Source organism: Spirosoma sp. (assembly GCF_026391055.1).
GTDB lineage: Bacteria > Bacteroidota > Bacteroidia > Cytophagales > Spirosomataceae > Spirosoma.
In genome coordinates, this window is sequence record NZ_JAPLET010000031.1 from 239,245 (window position 1) to 259,996 (window position 20,752).

Consider the following 20,752-nt stretch of genomic DNA (forward strand, 5'->3'; position numbering starts at 1 on the left):
TCAATTGGTACCGGGCTTACCATTCAGTTCCCGTTCCAGTTCGCTCTCCTGATCAGGTTCTGCGGGTTCGACTTTCCGGCGTTTGGGGGCTTTATTGGCATTCGACTGAGTAACCGATTTTTTGAGCGAATTGCTTTCCGCAGCCTCTTTCACAGACTGCTGCGTAGTCATTTCTTCGACGGATGGACGTTTCTCGAGCGAGGGGGCATCGACAGTCAGGTCGGCGGTTGCTGAGTCAGCCAGAAGTGCGGGAGTCTGCTCAACGGCTGATTTGCTGATCGGGGCAGACTGACATAAACTGGGAAAAAGCTGGCATTTGTACTTCACACCAGTGTAGCCCAGTCCACTGGCAACCGCTAGTACGGCAAGAGCGATCCAGCTCTTCCGAAAAGGCTGAACAGACTGCCTGGTACCACTTGCCAACTGAGGTAAGGTTCTGACTGGCACCACCTTTTGCACGACCGCGAGCAGGCCTGCCGTCCGCCCTTCCAGCGTGACCGTCTGTGTATCATAAGGTGCCTGAACGGTTAATACTGCCTGTTTGGATGCCCACTTTGGCGAAATGTAACGTACGTGTACATACGTGCCTTCGGGCGATGGTACAAAGGTAAGTCTTGGTTTATAAGTAGGCTGATCGTCCGTTGCCAACAAAAAATGATCTGGAGCATCCGTCTCGATTGTTACGGGAGAAGCTGCATGTAACTGCGCAACAGTGAGCAGCAAAAAGCAGGGCTTATCGACAGCTGTCTGCGTAAATGTAAGCGTCGATTTGTTGATCCGTAGAATAGGTTGGTGAATAGACATCTCCATAAGTTTACCAGCAATTTGTTACGCATAATAAATTGTTTTAGACGTAACAGCCTTTTTAATGTACCTTTTCAAGTAAATATAAGCATCTATTTGGTAGCTACCGTATGCTTACAAAATCAGCTAGTCAGGGCAAAACCTTACTTGGCTACTACCACTTAACGAAAACCAGTGTTACATATAACACGTATATAGAAGCAACTCAACAAGCTCTATATGGATACCATTCAATTAGTAGGCTACTCACACCAGGTTCTCATAAGTTCAATTGTATGGCTGGAAGGTGATGCAAATTACACCCGGGTACATTTCCAGAACGGTACGATTACTACAATCACTCAACCGCTTCATTGGTTTGAGCAAAACCTGAATTTTGTTCGCATACACCGCTCAGCCATCATTAATCCAGCTTACGCCCGTGAATTTGTTCAGAAGAAAGGGAGGTCTGGCTGGGTACGTTTACTAGACGATACGGTCATACCCGTTTCCCGCGATCGACTTCCTTACACGTCGGCTCAGCTCACGCTCATAATAAATCAGGAAATGCTTTCGGAAGACATGCAAGACGACCTTTCCGATTATCCAATGGCCGATTAATCAAGACCGTATACGAAGGTTATACCGCTTGCAGTATCGAAAGAAAGTTAATTTCTTATCGGGTATAACTGCAAAAAAACTTATTTACCATTACTATAATACAAGATTTTATTTACTACTCAAATCCTTGTTAAACAAACAGGATCAGGATGAAGGTAAATGATCACAAATAGTGGAAATAGGTTAAATCGACTACTAGCGGTAAGCCTTCCTATTTCTTTGTTCTCACAGGCTCCCCCTCTAGCTTTATAGTAGGTAATCATTCAAAATCACGGGAAATCAGAAGTCGCCCGGAGGCTACTTATGGCTGCTGGCGCCTTTACTGAATCTTTTGCTGCTCCGGCTTATTCAGGCGTGTACTGCACTAGCTTATTCTACTACTCAAACGTTTCTATATTATGAATGCACCGGTAATTTTATTTGCCTTCAAGCGCCCCCATGAACTTAAAGCAACCATACAAGCCCTGGAGGCAAACTACTTAGCCCCGGAGAGTGATCTGTATATTTTCGCCGATGCACCAAAGCGGCCAGAAGACTGGCTTAAAGTAAATGAAGTCCGGCAGCTTTTGGATAGCATTTCGGGCTTTCGAACCATTCACCGCGACTACGCCCAAACCAATATCGGTTGTGCCGATTCGGTTATCCGGGGCATCTCTTATGTGCTGTCCCGACACCCAACAGCTATCATTGTTGAAGACGACCTGATTACCTCCCCCAATTTTCTGGATTTTATGAACCAGGGCTTACGGCAGTACGCTCTCAACCGGCGGGTGTATTCGGTGGCGGGCTATACGTTTCCGTTTCAAAAACCCCGTACGCACGAGACAGATGCGTACATGATTCCGCGCCATAGTCCGTGGGGTTGGGCTACCTGGGCCGACCGCTGGGCATCCATCGACTGGGATATGAAGGCTTACCCGGCGTTCATGCAGGATAAGCAACAGCAAAAAGCATTTATGCAGGGCGGCTCTGACCTGCTCGGCATGTTACGCGACCAAATGGAAGGCCGGGCCGATGCCTGGGATATCCGTTTCTGCTTCAACCGCTTCAAAGACAACGGGCTAACGGTTTATCCTACCAAATCAAAAGTGCAGAACATTGGCTTCGGCGAAGAAGCTACCCATACCAACATTTACAATCGGTATAAAACAGACTTGGACGATGGTACACAACGCACGTTTACTTTCCCCAGACTTGTACAGACAACCGATTATTATCACCAGCAAACACTTCGTCGGTACAGTGTTCCCATTCGGATATTTAACCGATTAAAAACCATTGCCGGTATGCGCTAATGGCCCCGCAGCCCCACTGGCTTCGTCGAACAGGGCTGATTTCCACCAACGTATTGATGCATTGACTATGAAGAATTCGAAAATACTTCAGATAGGCCTGTTCGTGTCTGTTATCAGCATACTGGCCTATTGTAAACCGGCAGATCCTGTCCCGGAAACCGTTGTACAGCGGGAGGATACCATGAGCATTGCTCAGGTGAGACTCTTTCATGAAAACCCGATTCCCAGTCGAATTCGGGTTACAGACGCGGGTCGGGAAGGTATCTTTACCCTCGATGAGGCCGATATGAGCAGCCCCGATAATATGGGGACTATACTGGTCACCACAAAAGGCCACCGCTACAAGCGGACCTATTCGGGCTCGGCCAATGCTTACTGGTTTGGCGTCGATGTAGCAGATACCGATATAGGTCCCGAGCTACAAGCCGCCGTAACGGCCGTTAGCGACTTGACCATTCCGGACGGCACCTACACACAAACCACCCCGGTTCATTTAAAAAGCAACATAGCCATCCGGGCCAATCCTGGTAAAGTCACCATCAAGTTGCCCAAATCGTACATCTCACTAGTTAACCCGGACGATCCTAAAATACCCCTGTCTGATATTCTGATCGATGGATTGTCGTGGATCGTAAGCTCGCAGGAAAAGGGGACTTACGGCACCATTTACCTCGACGGCCCTTCCATTACCAACCTCACTATACAGAACTGTACCGGCAACGATGCAGCCGCCAAAGACAGTACCAACTGGCTCACCGTGAAGATTCAGGCCAACCGCACCGGCTCAAACATTGTGGTACGTAACAATACGGTGCAGGCAAAACGAATGGCCTGCGAGATTTTCAATCACGACAATTACAATGTATACGCGGGCAAGAATATAACGGTCAGCAGCAACAATTTTTCAAATTGCCGCTTCGGTATTTCCTTATCGGGACCACTTGAGCAGATCACCGTTTCTAGCAACTACATCAAAAACTGTAGCCTGTTTGGTATCGAGATTGCCGGTGCGGCTCAGAATGTCAGTATTACGAACAACAAGTTTGAAGGTATTTTCGACAAATTTCTTACGGGTTCGAATGATGGCAGCGGGCCCGATCAGAACGGGGGGACAATTACTGGGGGAATGGTCGTTACCGGCAACGGAACCGTTGGCACCGTTACGGGTGGAGTTCAGTTCTTCAATGGGGGGGCGATTCAGTTCACCAAAAACAATTTCTCTATGACGGGCATGCTGGAGCTGGCCCATTCTACAGCAGGCGGTTTATTCAATGAAAACGTCATAGAGAGTGCGGCCAACAAAGCAATTATCTGCGACAATTCACCGAATAATACATTTACGAACAATACCATTTCCAACAAAACCAGCCCCGGCAACCAGGCTACGCTGATGGCTTATGGCAGTAAAGCCACCAATAACGTACTCATGAACAACAAACTGATTCAGGGCAATGGAGGCAAGCCATACGACGCCGTACTGGGCGGTAGTGTTAAAGCGTCGATGAATTACGATGAATCGGGTAATTTGCTGCCCTGATTTCGTACGCTTGTAGGGTTAATTTCTGGCTATTTAGATGAATCGTCTGTTAGTTCGATGCTGACAGGCGATTCTTGCGTTCTGGCCAGCTCATTTTGTAGACTGTTGCAGCGGCATTTTACTGCTTTAACCCAGCCGGGAACGATTGTGTTTTCAGTATTTTTTGAATAGTTAAAATTTTTGTAAGTATTGTCCAATACTTAGTTTAGTACAATTTCTTTTAGTGGTATAACTTTACCCTTAAACTATCCAAAGGGTACGTTAATTTCTAATTCGGTATTACTATAAAAGATCCAAAAAAAAATACTTTCTGTTCAACGATATTATTAACGGCAGGCCGCTATCAAAGCAAACTTGTTAACATAGATTGATATAGGACTACAAAAAAGGTCATTTTATTAACGCCGGTATTTCGTCTCTCCCCTGTCTATTTTTTGTCTTCAGTAATCCCGGCTTTACATTCGGTAAATAATCCTGCGAGGAGTTGAACACCTAATTTAATCCCTTTGCAATCCACCGTGCGCCCATCATAAACGTACTCTTACCGTACGACCTACAGACAGTGCTACCAGCAAAATCCAGCCTGGTTTACACCGATCATCGGGATTAAACTCTCTTTTTAACCAATTACTGCTTACCGGCAGACAGATCTTATCTGAAAGGACATCGATTGCCTGTGCGTTTCAGGGCGCCTTTTGCACCCCGAAACATTGATTAAAATGACCAACCTACATTTAAGAATGAGTAAAGGAACGAGTAAGAAAGTACACACATGGGCAGCCCTGGCAGCCATTCTACTTTCAATAGCTTCGCTAAGCGGCTGTACATCTGCCAGAAAACTGGTTTATTTTCAGGGAGTAACCAGCAGAGACGACACAATAGCCATATCGGATCCCTTTATTCCTACTATAAAAAAAGGTGATGTTCTGTCTGTTCAGGTGAGCAGCCTGAACGCCGAAGCGTCAGCCTATTTCAATCCGGTATCCATGGCCGAGGCTGCGGCAACGGCCAATGGCACCAATCCACTGGCCAGAACAGTAGGCTATGTGGTAGCTGATGATGGAACGATAAAACTGCCATTGATCGGTCAGGTAGCGGTTGTTAATCTGACAAATGCCAAAGCGGGTGATCTGATTGGCGGCAAACTCAAAAACTACCTTAAAGAACCAACTGTCAATGTGCGCAACCTGAACTTCCGGATTTCTGTGCTGGGCGAGGTGTCGCGCCCGTCGCTGTTTACCATCCCGACCGAACAGATCACCCTTCCGGAAGCCCTCGGGCTCGCCGGTGATTTGACAGTCTACGGTCGGCGCGACAACGTCCTGGTTATTCGGGAAGAAGGAGGCAAACGAGTTTTTACCCGGCTTGACCTGACCCAGCGCAGCGCGTTCCGGTCACCTTATTACACGCTTCACCCGAATGATATTGTGTATGTAGAACCGGGTAAAGCCCGAGCAACCAGCGTAGACCGAGCCTATCAGCTGGCTCCCATCCTGACGGGCATTCTGTCGATCATAGCTATCATCGCGACCCGGCGTTAACCGGACCAACACTTACCTCTCAACGTAGACTTAATGAGTATGAATGCAAAACCCAATCAATCGTATGCTTCCTATCAGGTAGTCGACCCTGGCGGCTCCCCGATCCGAAGTCATCTTGCTCCTTACCTCCGATACTGGCCCTGGTTTCTTTTATCGCTGGTGCTCTCTCTGGTTGGTGCTTATGTTTTCCTGCTCTACAAACAGCCGGTTTACCGCATTCAGGCGAGCCTTATGCTCCAGGATGAGAAAAAAGGAAGTGGGCAAACGAACCCGCTGAAAGAGCTGGAAGTTTACTCGCCCAAAAAAGTGGTTGAAAACGAACTGGAAGTGCTGCGCTCCTCTACCCTGATGGAACGGGTTGTCACCAACCTCCACCTCGATACCCGCTACTATCGGAAAACGTCTTTTGGCAAGCGGGAAATATACAACGAATCGCCGGTTTGGGTGCTTGTTGAGAATGGCGATGAAGCTTTGTACAAAAAGCCAATTACTCTATCGTTTATCAACAACACCTCCGTTCAGATCAATGACAAAACCTATCCACTCAACCGGCGGATTGGAACCCCTTACGGCCAGTTGCGTATCCTGACCCGCAAGCCGATCACCCCCAAAACTGAACCCCTGATTGTACAGGCCATGCCCACCGCAGCGGCCGTTGGTATGTATCTGGACAACTTGAAGGCCGAACCAACCAGCAAGACGTCGACCGTTATTCGGCTGACGCTCGAAGACGCCGTTCCTAAGAAAGGTGAAGCGGTGCTGAACAGCCTTATCAACGAATACAACCAAGCCTCAATCATCGACAAAAACAAGGTTGCGGACAACACGCTCAAATTCGTGCAGAACCGCCTGCAAATTGTGTCGGGAGAGCTGGCAGCTGTTGAAAAGAATGTCGAAAACTATAAATCGACGCTGGGCATTACCGATCTGAGCGCGCAGGCGCAGTCGATCATGCAGACGACCACCCAGAACGATGCACAGCTTAACCAGGTGAACATTCAGCTGGCGGCTCTGCAGGACCTGGATAAGTTTGTTACCACGCAAGCTGACAAACGGGGCAGTACGCCCGCCACGGTTGGCCTGGGCGACCCCGTTCTGCTCAACCAGATTGATAAACTGTCGCAGCTTGAACTGCAGCGGGATGAGTTACGGCAGACCAGTGGCGATCAGAACCCAAAGCTTCAATCGCTCGATCAGCAGATAAAGAATACGCAGAACAATATCGCGCAGAACATCCGCACGATGAAGTCGATGCTCAACCGGTCGAAAGAACAGTATATAGCCACCAACGCACGGCTGGAAGGCGTTATCCGGACGGTTCCCCAAAAGGAACGGACGCTGCTCGACATCACCCGGCAGCAGACCATCAAGAACAACCTGTACACCTACCTGCTTCAGAAACGCGAAGAAATGGCCGTTACGTTTGCCGCTGCCATTGCCGACAGCCGTACCATCGATGCCGCCAAAAGCAGTCTGGGGCCGGTTAAGCCCGTGGGGGTTGTCATCTATGCTTTATTCGCACTGGTGGGGCTGCTGATTCCAACGGCTGCCGTAGCCGGTAAAGGGGCGCTGAACACAAAAGTACTACGCCGAAACGATGTAGAAGATGTGACGCAGGTACCCATTCTGGGCGAAATCATGAGCAAGCGCAACCGCGATGTGCTGATTGTAGCGCCCAACAACCGCTCGGTCATTGCCGAACAGATCCGCACCATCCGAACCAACCTCCACATCGGCAGGGGCGAATCGGCCGATAGCCAGGTTCTGCTCTTTACGTCCAGCATCAGTGGCGAAGGCAAGTCGTTCATATCGCTGAATCTGGGTGCCAGCATGGCGTTGCTGAAACAGCCTACGGTCATTCTGGAAATGGACATGCGCCTGCCCCGCCTGCATCAGCATTTCGATATCGACAATTCCGTTGGCATCAGCAATTACCTGAACAACGAAGCCACCCTGGCCGACATTCTAAAGCCGGTGCCGGGTTACCCGAATTACTTTATCGTGCCTAGCGGCCCGTTGCCGCCCGATCCATCCGAGCTGCTGAGCGGCCCCAACCTAAAGCAGCTGATTGGCGAACTGCGCGAGCGGTTCCGCTACGTCATCATCGACGCGCCACCCATTGGTATCGTTACGGATGCGCAGGCAATTGCCCCCTATTCCGACGCTACCCTGTTTGTTGTCCGTCATGGTGTAACGCCCAAGGAAAGCCTCAAGATTCTGGACATGCTCCATCGCGAACACCGTTTTCAGAACATGAGCATCATCCTCAATGCTGTAGGTAGCGGAGATGGTTACCATTTCAACAACCGATACAAAAATAGTTACTCATACCGCTAAACCCGGTGCCACATTAGCTGGCTCTTCACTTTAGATGCTGGATTACTCAACTGTCCACCCCAGTAACTGGAGACTCTTATGCAGGCTTCTACCGACGGAAAAACATTTCATGTGTATTTAAGCTACGATGGTGAGGCCAGGCCTTACACAACGAAGCGCATTCTTCAAGGGCTCAAAAAACGCGGATTCGATCTGTTCGTAGCGAGTATCGTCCTGGTATCAGTTCTTATTTGGCTCATACCTCTACTTGCTCTATTGATAAAGCTGACATCGCCCGGCCCAGCCATCTTTGTTCAGTCGCGAACCGGCCGCAACGGCAAAGTGTTCCCCTGCCTGAAATTTCGAACAATGGCTTATGAGCAAAATGCTCAGTTTAAGCAGGCCACCCGCGACGACATGCGTATCACCCGCATCGGCCGTTTTTTGAGGAGAACCAACCTCGACGAGATGCCCCAGTTCCTGAATGTGCTGGCTGGGCATATGAGCATTGTTGGCCCCCGCCCCCACCCCATCCCGCTGGATGCCAAGCATTGGCATACGATGCCGGGCTACAAGGAACGCTACTCCGTCCGCCCTGGCATTACGGGGCTGGCCCAGGCGCGGGGGGCACGGGGAGAAACCAGTGAGCTGTACAAAATGAAGGTACGTGTCCGCTACGACCATCTGTACATCAACCGGCAATCGACCCGGCTAGACGCCAAAATCTGCTGGTGGACTGTTAAGGCGGCTATTAACGGCAATAAAAACGCCTGGTAATTCTCAGTATCCATATCAAATCACCCATTTAAATCTAGTACGATGACACAAGTACTACAAGTTAAACTGTACGATGCCGGGCTTCCGTCCGCGGTACAGGATATTATCCGGCAGTGCGACCCGGTGCTGCCGAAACAAAATAAATGCATCAGTGCTACGGGCGCGCATGGCCTGGTGACGGCCTTTAAAGAACCCGAATTCAAGGCAACGCTGGATTCGTTTTACTGGAATCTGCCCGACGGGATGCCCGGCGTTTGGGTTGGCAAGATGAAAGGCGCCAAACAGATGACCCGGTGCTATGGACCTGATTTCTTCAAATTCGTGATGGAGGACAGCGCTGACAAATCGGTGAAGCACTTCTTCTGCGGAGGTCAGGAAGGGGTTGCCGACGAACTCAAAAAGGCCGTAGGTCGCAAGTTTGGCAACTACCAGATCAGCGGTACCTACTGCCCACCCTTCCGCGAATTGTCGGACGGCGAATTTCAGGAACTGGCCGAAACCATTAACCGCTCGGGGGCCAACATTGTCTGGATCGGGCTGAGTACGCCCAAACAGGAACGTTTTGCCCGGCGGTTGGCCCAGTGGGTCAACGTCAACTTCATCGTAACCGTGGGGGCAGCTTTCGACTTCCATACTGATCGCGTAGCGCAGGCTCCCAGCTGGATGCAGCGCATGTCGCTGGAGTGGTTATTCCGGCTCATGGCCGAACCCAAACGACTCTACAAGAGATACTTAGAAATTGTACCGCTCTTTATCCTGCTCAACGTAAAAGAACTTATCTCACCCGTTAAACAATCAACTGCTTCGGCAAATCAACAAGTATGAAAAAAGCTCTCGTCTGTGGTGCTGGCGGCTTTATTGGCGGCCACCTCGTTAATCGACTCAAATCAGAAGGATACTGGGTTCGTGGTGTCGATGTTAAAGAAAATGAATACGAAAACCGGAATGCCGACGAGTTCATCATTGGCGATTTAAGGGACCCGGCGGTTGCGGATGAGGTCATTACGTCCGACCTGGACGAAATTTATCAGTTAGCCGCCGATATGGGGGGTGCTGGTTTTGTCTTCACAGGCACCAACGATGCTGCCATCATGCACAACTCGGTGCTTTGCAACCTCAACGTACTCGAAGCGGCAAAGAACAAAGGCGTGAAACGGATTTTCTATTCGTCGTCGGCCTGCATGTATCCGGAACACAACCAGATGGACCCCAACAACCCGAAATGTTCGGAAGAGTCGGCTTATCCGGCCAACCCCGACAGCGAGTACGGCTGGGAGAAACTATTCTCGGAGCGTCTGTTTCTGGCCTACCAGAAAAACCATGGCATCGAAGCCCGCATTGCTCGTTTCCACAACATTTTCGGGCCGCAGGGCACCTGGGATGGCGGTCGTGAAAAAGCACCTGCTGCCGTTTGCCGGAAAGTAGCCATGGCCGAAGATGGCGGCTCCATCGAAATCTGGGGCGACGGTAAACAAACCCGTTCGTTCCTGATCGTCGACGAGTGCGTAGAAGGTATCCGCCGGTTAATGCTGTCTGACTTCTCGGGGCCGGTCAACATCGGGTCGGAAGAGATGATCTCGCTGAACGACTTCGCCAGAATGGTCATCAACATTTCGGGTAAGAATTTGTCGATCAACAACATTCCCGGGCCGCTGGGCGTACGGGGCCGCAACTCGGATAACCACCTGATTCAGGAGAAGCTGGGCTGGGCACCCTCTACTCCGCTGCGTAAAGGCGTTGAACAAACCTACGACTGGATTTCGGAGCAGATCCAGAAGAAAGTTCTCGAACCCGTCGAAGCCTGATGGAACGGATAACGGCCTCCCTTCTGCACCTTGAGCGCGAGCTAACAGCTCACGCTCAGGGCGCAAAGCAGGTTTTTCTTCGAAACAGCGACACACCAACCAACGTAACGCAGGTTGCCTACGGTGTCTTTACGAAAGCGGATTACTGCGAACTGCACACGCACCCCACCATGGAAGAGTGCTTTTTCTTTCTCAAAGGTGAGGGCGTTTATGTAGTCGATAACCAGACGATTCCGCTGAATCACGGTGTGTTTGTCCGGATTCCGGCGGGTGTTCCGCACCGCCTGGAAGCCACCGGCGACGACCCATTGGAATATGTCTATTTCGGGGTTGCCACAAGTTGATTTTACCCCACGGCAGCGACAGCCCATCTCCCCTGCTTTCGGGTAGGGGTTGGGACGGTCGGCCCCTGCCTTGTGGTAGTTCACAGCTACACAAATCATCAACAAACAAATAGTATATGGTTAGTAAAGAAGTAGGCTCCGTGGATATGGCAGCTGGTGAGTTGACCAACCAGGCAGACAGCTCAATCCGGGTAATCGACCGGGCTGTCTATTCGGGTCCGTCATCCAGCGCGGTAGAAACGGCACCTGCTCCCGCTTCCCGCAAACAGGACATCTTATCGAAACCCATCCTGAAGCGGTTTGCGGTCAATGTTGCTTCTCTCTTTAGTCTGCATGTGGCCAACATGCTGCTGCCCCTGCTTACGGTTCCGTACGTGGTACGTATCATCGGGCCGGAGCGATTAGGACTTCTCAACTTTTCGCAGGCATTCGTCGCTTACTTTACCCTGCTGATTAACTACGGCTTCGACATGGCTTCGGTACGGGCCATTGCCGCCAATCGCGACAATGCCGAGGTTAAAAACCGGGTGTTTAGTGAGGTGGTATTTGGCAAATCGCTACTGTGGATCGTCTCGACGATCATTTTTGCCGTTATCTCCTCGTTTGTCGATGACTTCCGAGCGCACTACTGGCTGCACATCTGCACCTACATTGGCACCATTGGCATCGTATTTTTCCCGGTCTGGCTGTATCAGGCCATGGAAAATCTGGGGCGGGTAGCGCTGTTCAACACCATCATCAAGGTGCTGGTTACGCTTACGGTGTTCATCTTTATTCAGCAGCCCGACGATTACGTTTACCAGAACCTGTCGCTGAGTCTGTCGCAGGTGATGGTTAGTTTCGTGGCCTTTTTTGTGGCGGTCAAACGGTTCGACATCCATTTTTCCTGGCCAACCCTGGCCCAGATGACGAAACGGTTCCGCGACGACAGCACGCTGTTCTTTACCTCGGTGGTGGCTACGATTTACGCCGGGTCGAATATTTTCCTGCTCGGCATGTTCAGCACGCCGTACAACGTAGGTATTTTCTCGGCCGGTACCCGGATTGTGGGCATCGCTCAGGCATTTGTGTCGCTGGCACTTAATCAGGCGTTTTTCCCCATCGTAGCCAATGCCTTCGGACAAAGCGAAGAGAAAGGACTGACCATCGTACGGACCATCTTCTTCCCGGTTACGCTCCTGATGATGATGGTTTCGGCGGGCATCTGGCTCATTGCACCCGTCTTCATTTCGATGTTTTACGGGGCGAAGTTCGAGGAGGCCGTGCTGGTATTGCGCATCGTGGCCCTGCTGCCCATCACGCTCGGCCTCAATAATTTATTCGGGGTTCATACCATGCTTAGCCTGCGTATGGACAAAGCCTTCTTCAGGATTTCGGCGGTAGGCTCTATTGTGAGTCTGTCGCTCAACGCCCTGTTTATTCAGCGTTTCGGACACGTGGGCGTTGCCTGTTCGTGGGTCATTACCGAGGCCTTTGTTACCACATCCTTTTACATCTACCTCCGCTATAAAGGCATTGAGGTAGTAAAACTCAGTTACTTACAGGAAGCTATAACATTCAGCAAGAGCCGATTGGCAGTCCTGTTTAAGCAGAAATCATGAAACGCATAGCTGCAGTTGTCGTAACCTATAACCGACTAAACGATCTAAAAATCTGTTTGGCGAGCCTGCACACGCAGACCCGCCGGGCCGATGCGATCTATGTCGTTAATAATGGAAGTACCGACGGCACCGACGAGTGGCTGAAAACTCAGCCGGAGTTAATTGTGCTGACGCAGGCTAATCTGGGCGGAGCGGGGGGCTTCGCCACGGGTATCGAACGGACGTTTCAGGATGGTTTCGACGATATCTGGTGTATGGACGACGATTGCATTGCCGCACCGGATGCGCTCGAAAACCTGCTTCTGTCGCCCAATATCGGGCCAGCCATCAAGAACTGTGTATCCATCAGTGTCAAAGATCACGAAGAGCTGGCTTTTTACGTCGATCGGCCCAACCAGAGTTACCGGAAAGTGACCGACATGACCCAGTTCGATCTGGTATATGGCGTGGCTTCTTTGTTCAATGGCACGCTCATCAGCGCAGAGGTAATCCGGACCATTGGTATCCCCGACAAGAAACTGTTCATCTGGGGCGACGAGGTAGAATACATGACCCGCGCCCAGAAAATGGGGTTTCCGGTGGTTACGGTGCCGACATCGGTATTTTACCACCCACCCTCCTTCGACCGAAACGGCATTCCCTGGCCCGGTGCCTGGAAGCAGTATTACGCCGTTCGGAATCAACGGCGCATTTTCCAGAACATGTACGGCAGCAAATACGGCATTGTCGTTTTCCTGCAATGGTCCATCCGGGCAACGTTGCAACAGGCTAAAGAAAAACGGCAAAACCGCCTGTACAACTTCCTGCTCTACGGCGAAGCGGCTTTCGACAGTCTACTAAACAACTTCCGCAAACGACCCGAAACGATTTTTACGGTTCGGCTTTATCGCTACATGCATAAATAAGACTCGGTCATGAATGTACTGATTGCCACCTATCTCGCCCCAAACTCACCCTCGGGTGTTGTCACTTACACCAAAGCACTGGCCGGCGACCTGGCCGATGCCGGTGTTGGCGTGCATACCGTCGATGCCACAAATACGCCGGTTCTCTGGCGGAAATTTCTGGGCGTCCTGAAGCGGGTGATGCGGCCACTGGGCGGTGCGTTTTTTGTGCTGTACGACGAGTTTGCGTACTTCACCGGTATCTACTTGTCTGCGCGCAAACTGCGAGGTGCCAACATTGACCTCATTCACGCACAGGACCCCCGCTCGGGCGTGGCGGCTTATCTGGCGCTGGGTCGGCAGGCCCCCATCGTGCTGACCTGCCACTTCAACGACGACCCCGTTAAAGAACTGGTCGATCAGTTTGCGCTGAAGCCGGGCTTTACCAAACAGCTTACCAGCTGGTATGCGTACCTTTTTTCGTATATCAGCGACTACATTTTTGTCTCGAATTACGCGTACAACCAGTCGAAGCACCTGTTACCGGCGAATGTCAATAAGCAGATTCTCCGCAACACCGTAAAGCTGACGGGTTCGGTGAGCAAGAGCCGCCCGGCCGAACGAGCCCCCGACACGTTCATGATCAGCAACGTGGGCTACATCGACGAGCGAAAAAACCAGAAACTTCTGCTGGAGATCGGGCGTGAACTCCGCAGCCGGGGCATCCATAACTTCATGGTCTGGCTGATTGGCGATGGCCCGAAACGCGCTGATTATGAGCAACTGGCTCAACAGTATGACTTAAAAAACCATGTCCGCTTTCTGGGTCGGCAGGCCGCACCCTGGCAGTTGGTGGCCCAGAGTGACCTCTACGTTCATACGGCCCTGAACGACAATTGCCCCTACTCCATTGTCGAAGCCTTTGCCGTGGAGACGCCCGTTCTGGCGTTGCCCGTGGGTGGAATTCCTGAAATGCTGCCCAAAGACGCGGGACTTTTCAGCGGTACAACGGCGGGCGATCTGGCGAGTGAAGTCGCTCATTATATGGAACCTGCCCGGCGGGAGCAACTGATCGATGCCCAGCGGGCCAATGCCGCCGTATCGTTCAATCACCGGGCTAACCTCGAAAAACTGCTTTCGTTTTACCGGCAAACGGCGGGCGTTCCCGCCGATGCCGTCACTCAACTGTCACCTGCCTTATGATGATCTGGGTCTATCGGTTCGTCCTGTTTCTCCTGCTGTTCGGGATGAGTGCCCTGATCTACGGGGGCAACGCCCTGAATCCGCTGTTCGACAAAGCCGTCAGCGGCACGGCCCTGATTGGCATCGTCGGGCTGGTGGTATACTACTTTGACCAGCCGGGTATTTACAAAGTAGCGGCCTGGATGATCCTGCTGGGCGTTATCGGCCTGGTGCTCGAATCGAAGTACGACTACGGGCAGTTCGTTTATTCCTATTTCGTCATTAAACGCTTTGCCTATTGCGGGCTGGCCTTGCTCACCTATGCCATTGCCCGGAAAGTGGGCGATGTAAGCGTTCAGCATATTGTGCTCCTGATCTTTGGCTTCTACATCATCAACCAGTTGTTTCTGGGGCAGATTTTCAGTTATAACCTCACCTCCGAGAGCCGCACCGTAACCTCCAACGAAGCCCTTTATCTGGTTATCCCGTGCCTGTATTACCTGATGCTCTACCTGCGCGACCGGCAGGTTCGGGATTTGCTGCTCACGCTGTTCACCTTCGCGTTTATCGTTTTCCTGCTGCACCGCTCGGTGATCTCGGCGGCTTTTATTGCCATTGGCGTAGTGGCTGGTCTATCAGTGATGGGTAAACTGCCTACCCGCGGTTTTCCAATGGGCCGTACCATCGCCACGTTTGCGGTGCTGCTGGTGCTGGTAGCTCCGCTGGCGGGGATGCTGCCCGACAATAAAGTGGCGGGCTTTCTGGAAAACATCGGCGGTATCCTCGACCCCAAAGATGACAATACGGGTAGCTGGCGGCTGGAGCAGTCGGAGTATTATCTGAGCAAAATACCGGACAAACCCATGCTGGGCTGGCGTTACGTCGGCTACGACAAGGGTGAGATCATGGAGAACGAGGACTTCCCCGAGAAGGGTACCATTATCCACTCGCAGTACATCGACATGCTTTACAACTACGGATTTGTGGGGCTGTTGATCAACCTGATCATCATTCTGGGTACGCTGATGGTCATGTACCGCCGAAACCGGGTGTTTACGCTGGAGCAGACGGTTCTCTTCGGCTTTATCGTCAGCGGCCTTGTGTACGCCGTTTCGTATCAGTTACCAGTCTTTTTCTGGGGGTTTGTCGGGCTGGGTATGTACTACGGCCTCAAACGACCCGCCCCCGAATTTCGCACAGACTATACTCCTTTCGAGGAGATCGACTCTACCCATTCATCACAATCCACTGAGTTAACCCAAAGTCAATCAATGCTATGATTAGTATAGTTATACCTGTCCACAACCGCCTTGAGTACACCCGGCAATGCCTGGCGTGCCTTTCGGCGCAAACCTACCGCAATTTTCAGATTATTGTCGTCGATGATGGCTCCACCGATGGTACCGACATCATGATCAGCCAGGAGTTCCCGGACGTTGTTGTCCTGAAAGGCGACGGCAATTTATGGTGGACAGAAGCCACCAACTGGGGCATCCGCTACGCCCAGAAAACGCAGGATAAGCGCCACGAAAACTTCATCCTGACGCTGAACGACGACACCCGCGTAGCGCCGGACTACCTGCAAACCATGCTGGACGCCTACCGAAAGTACAAACCCTGCCTGATTGGGTCGGTTAGTGTGGACAGCGACAACCCCGAAAAGCTCGAATATGCCGGGGCTTCCTTTGAATTGTATACGGCGGGTGGTCGTCATCTGTGCGAGGATTACCACAATAGTTACCGCGAACTGGCCGCCAAAACGGCCTACGTTGAATCGCACTCGCTGCCCGGCCGGGGTACGCTGGTTCCAATGGAAGTTTTCGATAAAATCGGGCTGTATGACTCTAAGAAATACATCCACTACATGTCCGACATCGAGTTTTCGGTGCGGGCGCGGAAGGCGGGTTACCGGCTCATCGTCAACGTGCCGAGTGTGGTATACGAATACGTAAAGGCAACGGGTATTCAGGTGGAGCGTAAAATAACGCTGAAGGAATTTATCGACAGCTTCACCTCCATCAAGTCGCCAACCAACCTGCGGATACGCTACAACTTTGCCATCGACCACTCCAAGACGAAAGTGCTTTATTTCTTCTTCGACATTGGTCGGATCTGTACTGGTTTTTTACTGCGTAAAGTAAGACTGATGAAACCGTTATAGCCATGAAAAAAGTGCTTCTATCCGCCTACGCCTGCATTCCCAATCAAGGTTCTGAAGAAGGAACTGGCTGGACGTACGCCACCACACTGAGCCTAAACGAACTGGAAGTTCACTGTCTGACTAAAAAAGACGGTAGAGCAGCTATCGACCCACTACTGGCCAACGGGTTCTTTCCAAATCTGATGGTTCACTACGTACTGCTGCCAAAGTGGGTCGACAAGTTCTGCAACTCCAACCTGATCGGCATGTATTTTCATTACCTCTACTGGCAGTGGAGCGCCATGAAGCTGGCTAAGCGGCTGGACCGGATTCATCAGTTCGATCTGGTGCATCATGTCACCTACGGCAGCATTCAGTTGGGTAGCTTTATGTATAAACTGCGCAAGCCGTTCATTTTTGGCCCTGTTGGTGGCGGACAACGGGCACCCGAAAACATGAAGCGGTACTTCGGCCAGTACTGGTCGCGGGAGTGGATGCGCGACTGGGTAGGAACGATGCTCCAGTACGTCAATCCGGGTTTTTACAAATCCGTAGCCACCGCCGACCGGCTGGTTGTTACTAACATGGACACCTTTGCTCTGGCCCGGAAATTACGCCCCACCCGGCCCGTCGACCGTATTTGGGACGCCGGCCTTAGTCCGTCGTTCCTGCCGACCAAAGCAGTCGAACATTACCCCGGCAATCAACTGAAGTTACTCTGGACTGGCCGCATGCTACCCCGCAAAGCCCTTGAATTAACAATTCAGGCGCTCGGGAAAGTAGATCGGGCCATTCCTGTAACCCTCACCATTGTGGGCGGCAAAGGCGAAATGGCCGAACAGGTGCCGCATTACCTCGACCAATACAACGTACGCGACCGGGTAAACTGGGTAGGCCACGTGTCCTATCAGGAAGTAAAGGAATTCTACGAGCAATCGGATGTATTCTTCTTCACGAGCCTGCGCGACTCCTGCCCGCATCAGTTGCTGGAAGCCATGGCTTATTCGCTGCCCGTTGTTACGCTGGATTTGCATGGCCAGGCCGAACTGGTGGACGATTCGACAGGTATCCGGGTGAAAGTCACCGACGAAGAGCAGGTTGTTGCTGAGCTGGCCCGCGCCATCGAGTGGATGTACCATCACCCAACAGAGCGGCTGACCATGGGACAGGCGGGGTATGCCTTCGCACAGACGCAGGTCTGGGAAACCAAGATCAGAGTGTTTATCGACGAGATATACCCGTCCGTTCTCCCTAAACCAGTTACCTACGCTGCGGCTCTCAAACGAAGCTAGCCCATCTACCCGCACCAACCTTTCAGAACGTTACACACGCAAACCCTTCTCATCATGATAACCCTGGATCAACTATCCCCATTAGGCATTGGAACCAGTAGGGCAGCATCGCTGGGAAGCAGACTGGCAACGCACGATTTTGTTGATCTCCTGCGCATTGCGTCTGAACGAGGCATTAACCTGATTGATACGGCCGACTTTTATGGCTCCGGCGATGCCGAGCGGCTCATCGCCCAGAGTGTAAACGCAACGGGACTTCCCTTTTTTGTGGTTACCAAAGCCGGGCTTCCGCGTGTGCATACACCGGGCTGGCTGTCGCCCCTGAACCAGATCGGCAAGAAGATTATCCAGCGTGTGGGGGCCAAAAAGAACTACACATCAGGCTACCTGATCGACAGCGTCCGCAAAAGCAACAAACGCCTGCGGGTCGATGCCGCCGATGCGCTGCTTCTGCACGAACCCGATTGGGCCGACATTGCCGATGCCGACAGTTGGGACGGGCTGGCGCAGATTCGGCAGCAGGGCCTGGCCCGGTACACCGGCGTGTCGACCAACGATTACCGCGTGGTGGAAGAAGGCATCCGTAGTGGTCAGGTGCAACTGGTGCAAACGTCTGCCTGCTGGCAGGAGAACGGCACATCGTCTATTCTTGCCTTATGCCGGGCGCACCAGATTCCGGTGATTGCCAACCAAACACTGCGCCCTTTCCAGTCACTGAAAGAATCATTTTCAACAAGCGCCGATGCCATCCGTCAGTTAGATGGGCTGGCAGATATGTCATTGCCCCAGTTTTTGATTGCGTCGGTACTGGCGGAGAAGAAAGCCGACAGTGTCCTGTTCGGCACCAGCGATCCGTCGCACCTCCGGCACAATAGCAATGCACTGCGATACGTGGAGCCCCTGCGCCCCCATTTGTCGAGACTAAACCAACTCCTGTCATGATCGTTACCAAAAATACGTTCCCGCCAGGTCACACACTCGACGCTGATATCTGCATTATCGGTAGTGGTCCGGCGGCTATTTCAATGGCCCTCAGTTTCGACGGCTCTCCGCTTTCGGTCATTGTGCTCACGGGCGGCAGCTGGTCCGAAACCATCCCCAACCAGGATTTATACCGGGGCAGTGTTTCGCCAAGGGGCTCCCATGAACCCCTGGAAGAAAACCGTCGACGCCAGTTTGGCGGCACCTCGTCGGCCTGGGGCGGTCGCTGTATGCCCTTTGAGCCGGTCGATTTCAAGACCCGGTCCTGGGTGCCTGATAGCGGATGGCCATTTGCCTACGCCGACCTGCATTCATACTACGAACAGGCGGCCGACCTGTGCCAGATTGGCCGTTTCGAGTTCAATGCTCAAAAGGCCTTTCCAGACAGCAGACAGGAAATTCTGAAAGGACTGGATTCCGATGAGCTGGTTTCCTATCCGCTGGAGCGCTGGAGTCCGCCCGTCCATTTCGGCAAAGCGTACCAGAAACAGCTGGAAAATAGCCCCAACATTCAAGTATTGCTTGATGCGCACGTCATTAGCCTGCAAACACAGGAAACGACCGATAGTGTCAGCCATGTCGATGTGTCTATGACGGACAAGATGCTGTCTGTTCAGGCCCGGAAGTTTGTTCTGGCAACGGGCGGAATTGAAAATGCTCGTCTGTTGCTGGCCTCTACTAACGACCGCTTCCCCAACGGCCTCGGCAATCAGCACGATAATGTAGGCCGGTATTACATGGTACACATCAGCGGCACCTATGCGGAACTGAAACTGCACGACAAGGAAAAACTCATGGCCGACTTCGAGCGGGATACCGGCGGTGTTTACTGCCGACGGCGCTGGTGGTTCCCTGAGCCGGTTCAGGCTAAAAACAAACTGCTGAATACCATCTTCTTTTTGTATCACCCAATTCAGAAGAACGGTCATCGGGATGTTCTGTTCTCCTCCCGGTTCATTGCCAAATCGGTGCTGTCTATTCTGAATCAGCGCTCGTTTCATCGGTCAATGAACAAGGCTAAACAGTTGATGCCCGACCTCCGGGAGCATACTATCAACATTGCCCGGAACGGCCTTATGGACGTGCCGGATCTGATCAGGCTCGGGCTGAAACGCATGGCGAAGCGCCGATTACCCTATTTGCTCCCTTCCAGGCGAAACGAATTTTGGGGGCTGTATTTTCAGGCGGAACAGTCGCCCAACCGAACCAGCCGGGTGCGCCTGTCTGACTCCCAGAAAGACTCATTTGGTATACCGAGGGCCGAAGTTCAGCTCGCCTTTCTGGAGGCCGACATTGAGTCGATTGTGAAAACACATGCCCTTTTTGTCAGGGCATTTATTGAGCAAGAACTGGGCGAAATACGGTACTCGGAGCCGGGTTTGCGGACCTACCTGCGCGAACGGATGCAAACGTTCAATTCAGCTTCGCACCACATCGGTACTACGCGCATGTCTGACGACCCGCAAACGGGCGTGGTCGATAGAGATGCCAAAGTATACGGCTTAGACAACCTGTATGTGGCGGGGTCGTCGGTGTTTCCAACCGGTGGACACGCCAACCCGACCCTCACCATTGTTGCACACGCTTTACAGTTAGCCAATTTCCTGAAAACCAAACCCTAACTCCAATATGATCCACTAGCCGTTGCCCTTT

Annotated in this window: 18 protein-coding genes; 17 read left to right on the forward strand and 1 reads right to left on the reverse strand. The window is 52.0% G+C overall.

The features are described from left to right. On the reverse strand, window positions 1-804 hold the full coding sequence (locus tag NT073_RS32790) for a hypothetical protein (protein WP_297382510.1): 804 nt from the start codon (window positions 802-804) through the stop codon (window positions 1-3). 219 nt (window positions 805-1,023) lie between these two features. On the opposite strand from NT073_RS32790, the gene NT073_RS32795 reads away from it, so the two are divergent. The 17 genes from NT073_RS32795 (at window position 1,024) to NT073_RS32875 (ending at window position 20,721) form a co-directional block, all read left to right on the forward strand. Continuing rightward, the gene (locus NT073_RS32795; RefSeq protein WP_297382511.1) at window positions 1,024-1,404 is read left to right on the forward strand and encodes a LytTR family DNA-binding domain-containing protein; all 381 of its coding nucleotides are present in this window, start codon (window positions 1,024-1,026) and stop codon (window positions 1,402-1,404) included. A 398-nt stretch (window positions 1,405-1,802) separates the two neighbouring features. After that, on the forward strand, window positions 1,803-2,699 hold the full coding sequence (locus NT073_RS32800) for a glycosyltransferase (protein WP_297382512.1): 897 nt from the start codon (window positions 1,803-1,805) through the stop codon (window positions 2,697-2,699). 67 nt (window positions 2,700-2,766) lie between these two features. Then, window positions 2,767-4,236 carry a right-handed parallel beta-helix repeat-containing protein gene (locus tag NT073_RS32805; protein WP_297382513.1) on the forward strand — a complete coding sequence of 490 codons (1,470 nt, stop codon included), beginning with the start codon at window positions 2,767-2,769 and terminating at the stop codon, window positions 4,234-4,236. 740 nt (window positions 4,237-4,976) lie between these two features. Next, window positions 4,977-5,777, forward strand: a complete 801-nt coding sequence (locus tag NT073_RS32810; protein ID WP_297382515.1) for a polysaccharide biosynthesis/export family protein — start codon at window positions 4,977-4,979, stop codon at window positions 5,775-5,777. Between the two features lie 39 nt (window positions 5,778-5,816). After that, complete coding sequence (locus NT073_RS32815) at window positions 5,817-8,114, forward strand: tyrosine-protein kinase (protein ID WP_297382517.1); 2,298 nt, start codon at window positions 5,817-5,819, stop codon at window positions 8,112-8,114. A gap of 78 nt (window positions 8,115-8,192) precedes the next feature. Further along, window positions 8,193-8,870, forward strand: coding sequence for a sugar transferase (locus NT073_RS32820; protein WP_297382519.1), 678 nt, complete (start codon window positions 8,193-8,195; stop codon window positions 8,868-8,870). 42 nt (window positions 8,871-8,912) lie between these two features. Continuing rightward, complete coding sequence (locus NT073_RS32825; protein WP_297382521.1) at window positions 8,913-9,695, forward strand: WecB/TagA/CpsF family glycosyltransferase; 783 nt, start codon at window positions 8,913-8,915, stop codon at window positions 9,693-9,695. Then, complete coding sequence (locus NT073_RS32830; RefSeq protein ID WP_297382523.1) at window positions 9,692-10,675, forward strand: NAD-dependent epimerase/dehydratase family protein; 984 nt, start codon at window positions 9,692-9,694, stop codon at window positions 10,673-10,675. Before NT073_RS32825 ends, NT073_RS32830 begins: the two co-directional genes overlap by 4 nt. Beyond that, on the forward strand, window positions 10,675-11,019 hold the full coding sequence (locus NT073_RS32835) for a cupin domain-containing protein (protein ID WP_297382524.1): 345 nt from the start codon (window positions 10,675-10,677) through the stop codon (window positions 11,017-11,019). The genes NT073_RS32830 and NT073_RS32835 overlap by 1 nt, the downstream gene beginning before the upstream one ends. A gap of 116 nt (window positions 11,020-11,135) precedes the next feature. Further along, window positions 11,136-12,620 carry a flippase gene (locus NT073_RS32840; RefSeq protein ID WP_297382526.1) on the forward strand — a complete coding sequence of 495 codons (1,485 nt, stop codon included), beginning with the start codon at window positions 11,136-11,138 and terminating at the stop codon, window positions 12,618-12,620. Further along, window positions 12,617-13,525 (forward strand): glycosyltransferase family 2 protein, encoded by a 909-nt coding sequence (locus NT073_RS32845; RefSeq protein WP_297382528.1) that lies wholly within the window; start codon window positions 12,617-12,619, stop codon window positions 13,523-13,525. Before NT073_RS32840 ends, NT073_RS32845 begins: the two co-directional genes overlap by 4 nt. 9 nt (window positions 13,526-13,534) lie before the next feature. Further along, window positions 13,535-14,707 (forward strand): glycosyltransferase family 4 protein, encoded by a 1,173-nt coding sequence (locus tag NT073_RS32850; RefSeq protein ID WP_297382530.1) that lies wholly within the window; start codon window positions 13,535-13,537, stop codon window positions 14,705-14,707. Continuing rightward, window positions 14,704-15,966: an O-antigen ligase family protein gene (locus NT073_RS32855; protein WP_297382531.1), complete on the forward strand. Its 1,263-nt coding sequence runs from the start codon at window positions 14,704-14,706 to the stop codon at window positions 15,964-15,966. Before NT073_RS32850 ends, NT073_RS32855 begins: the two co-directional genes overlap by 4 nt. Then, window positions 15,963-16,847, forward strand: a complete 885-nt coding sequence (locus tag NT073_RS32860; protein ID WP_297382533.1) for a glycosyltransferase family 2 protein — start codon at window positions 15,963-15,965, stop codon at window positions 16,845-16,847. Before NT073_RS32855 ends, NT073_RS32860 begins: the two co-directional genes overlap by 4 nt. Window positions 16,848-16,849: 2 nt before the next feature. Next, complete coding sequence (locus NT073_RS32865) at window positions 16,850-18,118, forward strand: glycosyltransferase family 4 protein (RefSeq protein ID WP_297382535.1); 1,269 nt, start codon at window positions 16,850-16,852, stop codon at window positions 18,116-18,118. A 54-nt stretch (window positions 18,119-18,172) separates the two neighbouring features. Continuing rightward, window positions 18,173-19,060, forward strand: a complete 888-nt coding sequence (locus NT073_RS32870) for an aldo/keto reductase (protein WP_297382537.1) — start codon at window positions 18,173-18,175, stop codon at window positions 19,058-19,060. Then, a complete protein-coding gene (locus tag NT073_RS32875; protein ID WP_297382538.1) occupies window positions 19,057-20,721 on the forward strand; it encodes a GMC family oxidoreductase in 1,665 nt (554 codons plus the stop codon). The genes NT073_RS32870 and NT073_RS32875 overlap by 4 nt, the downstream gene beginning before the upstream one ends. Window positions 20,722-20,752 lie beyond the last annotated feature (31 nt).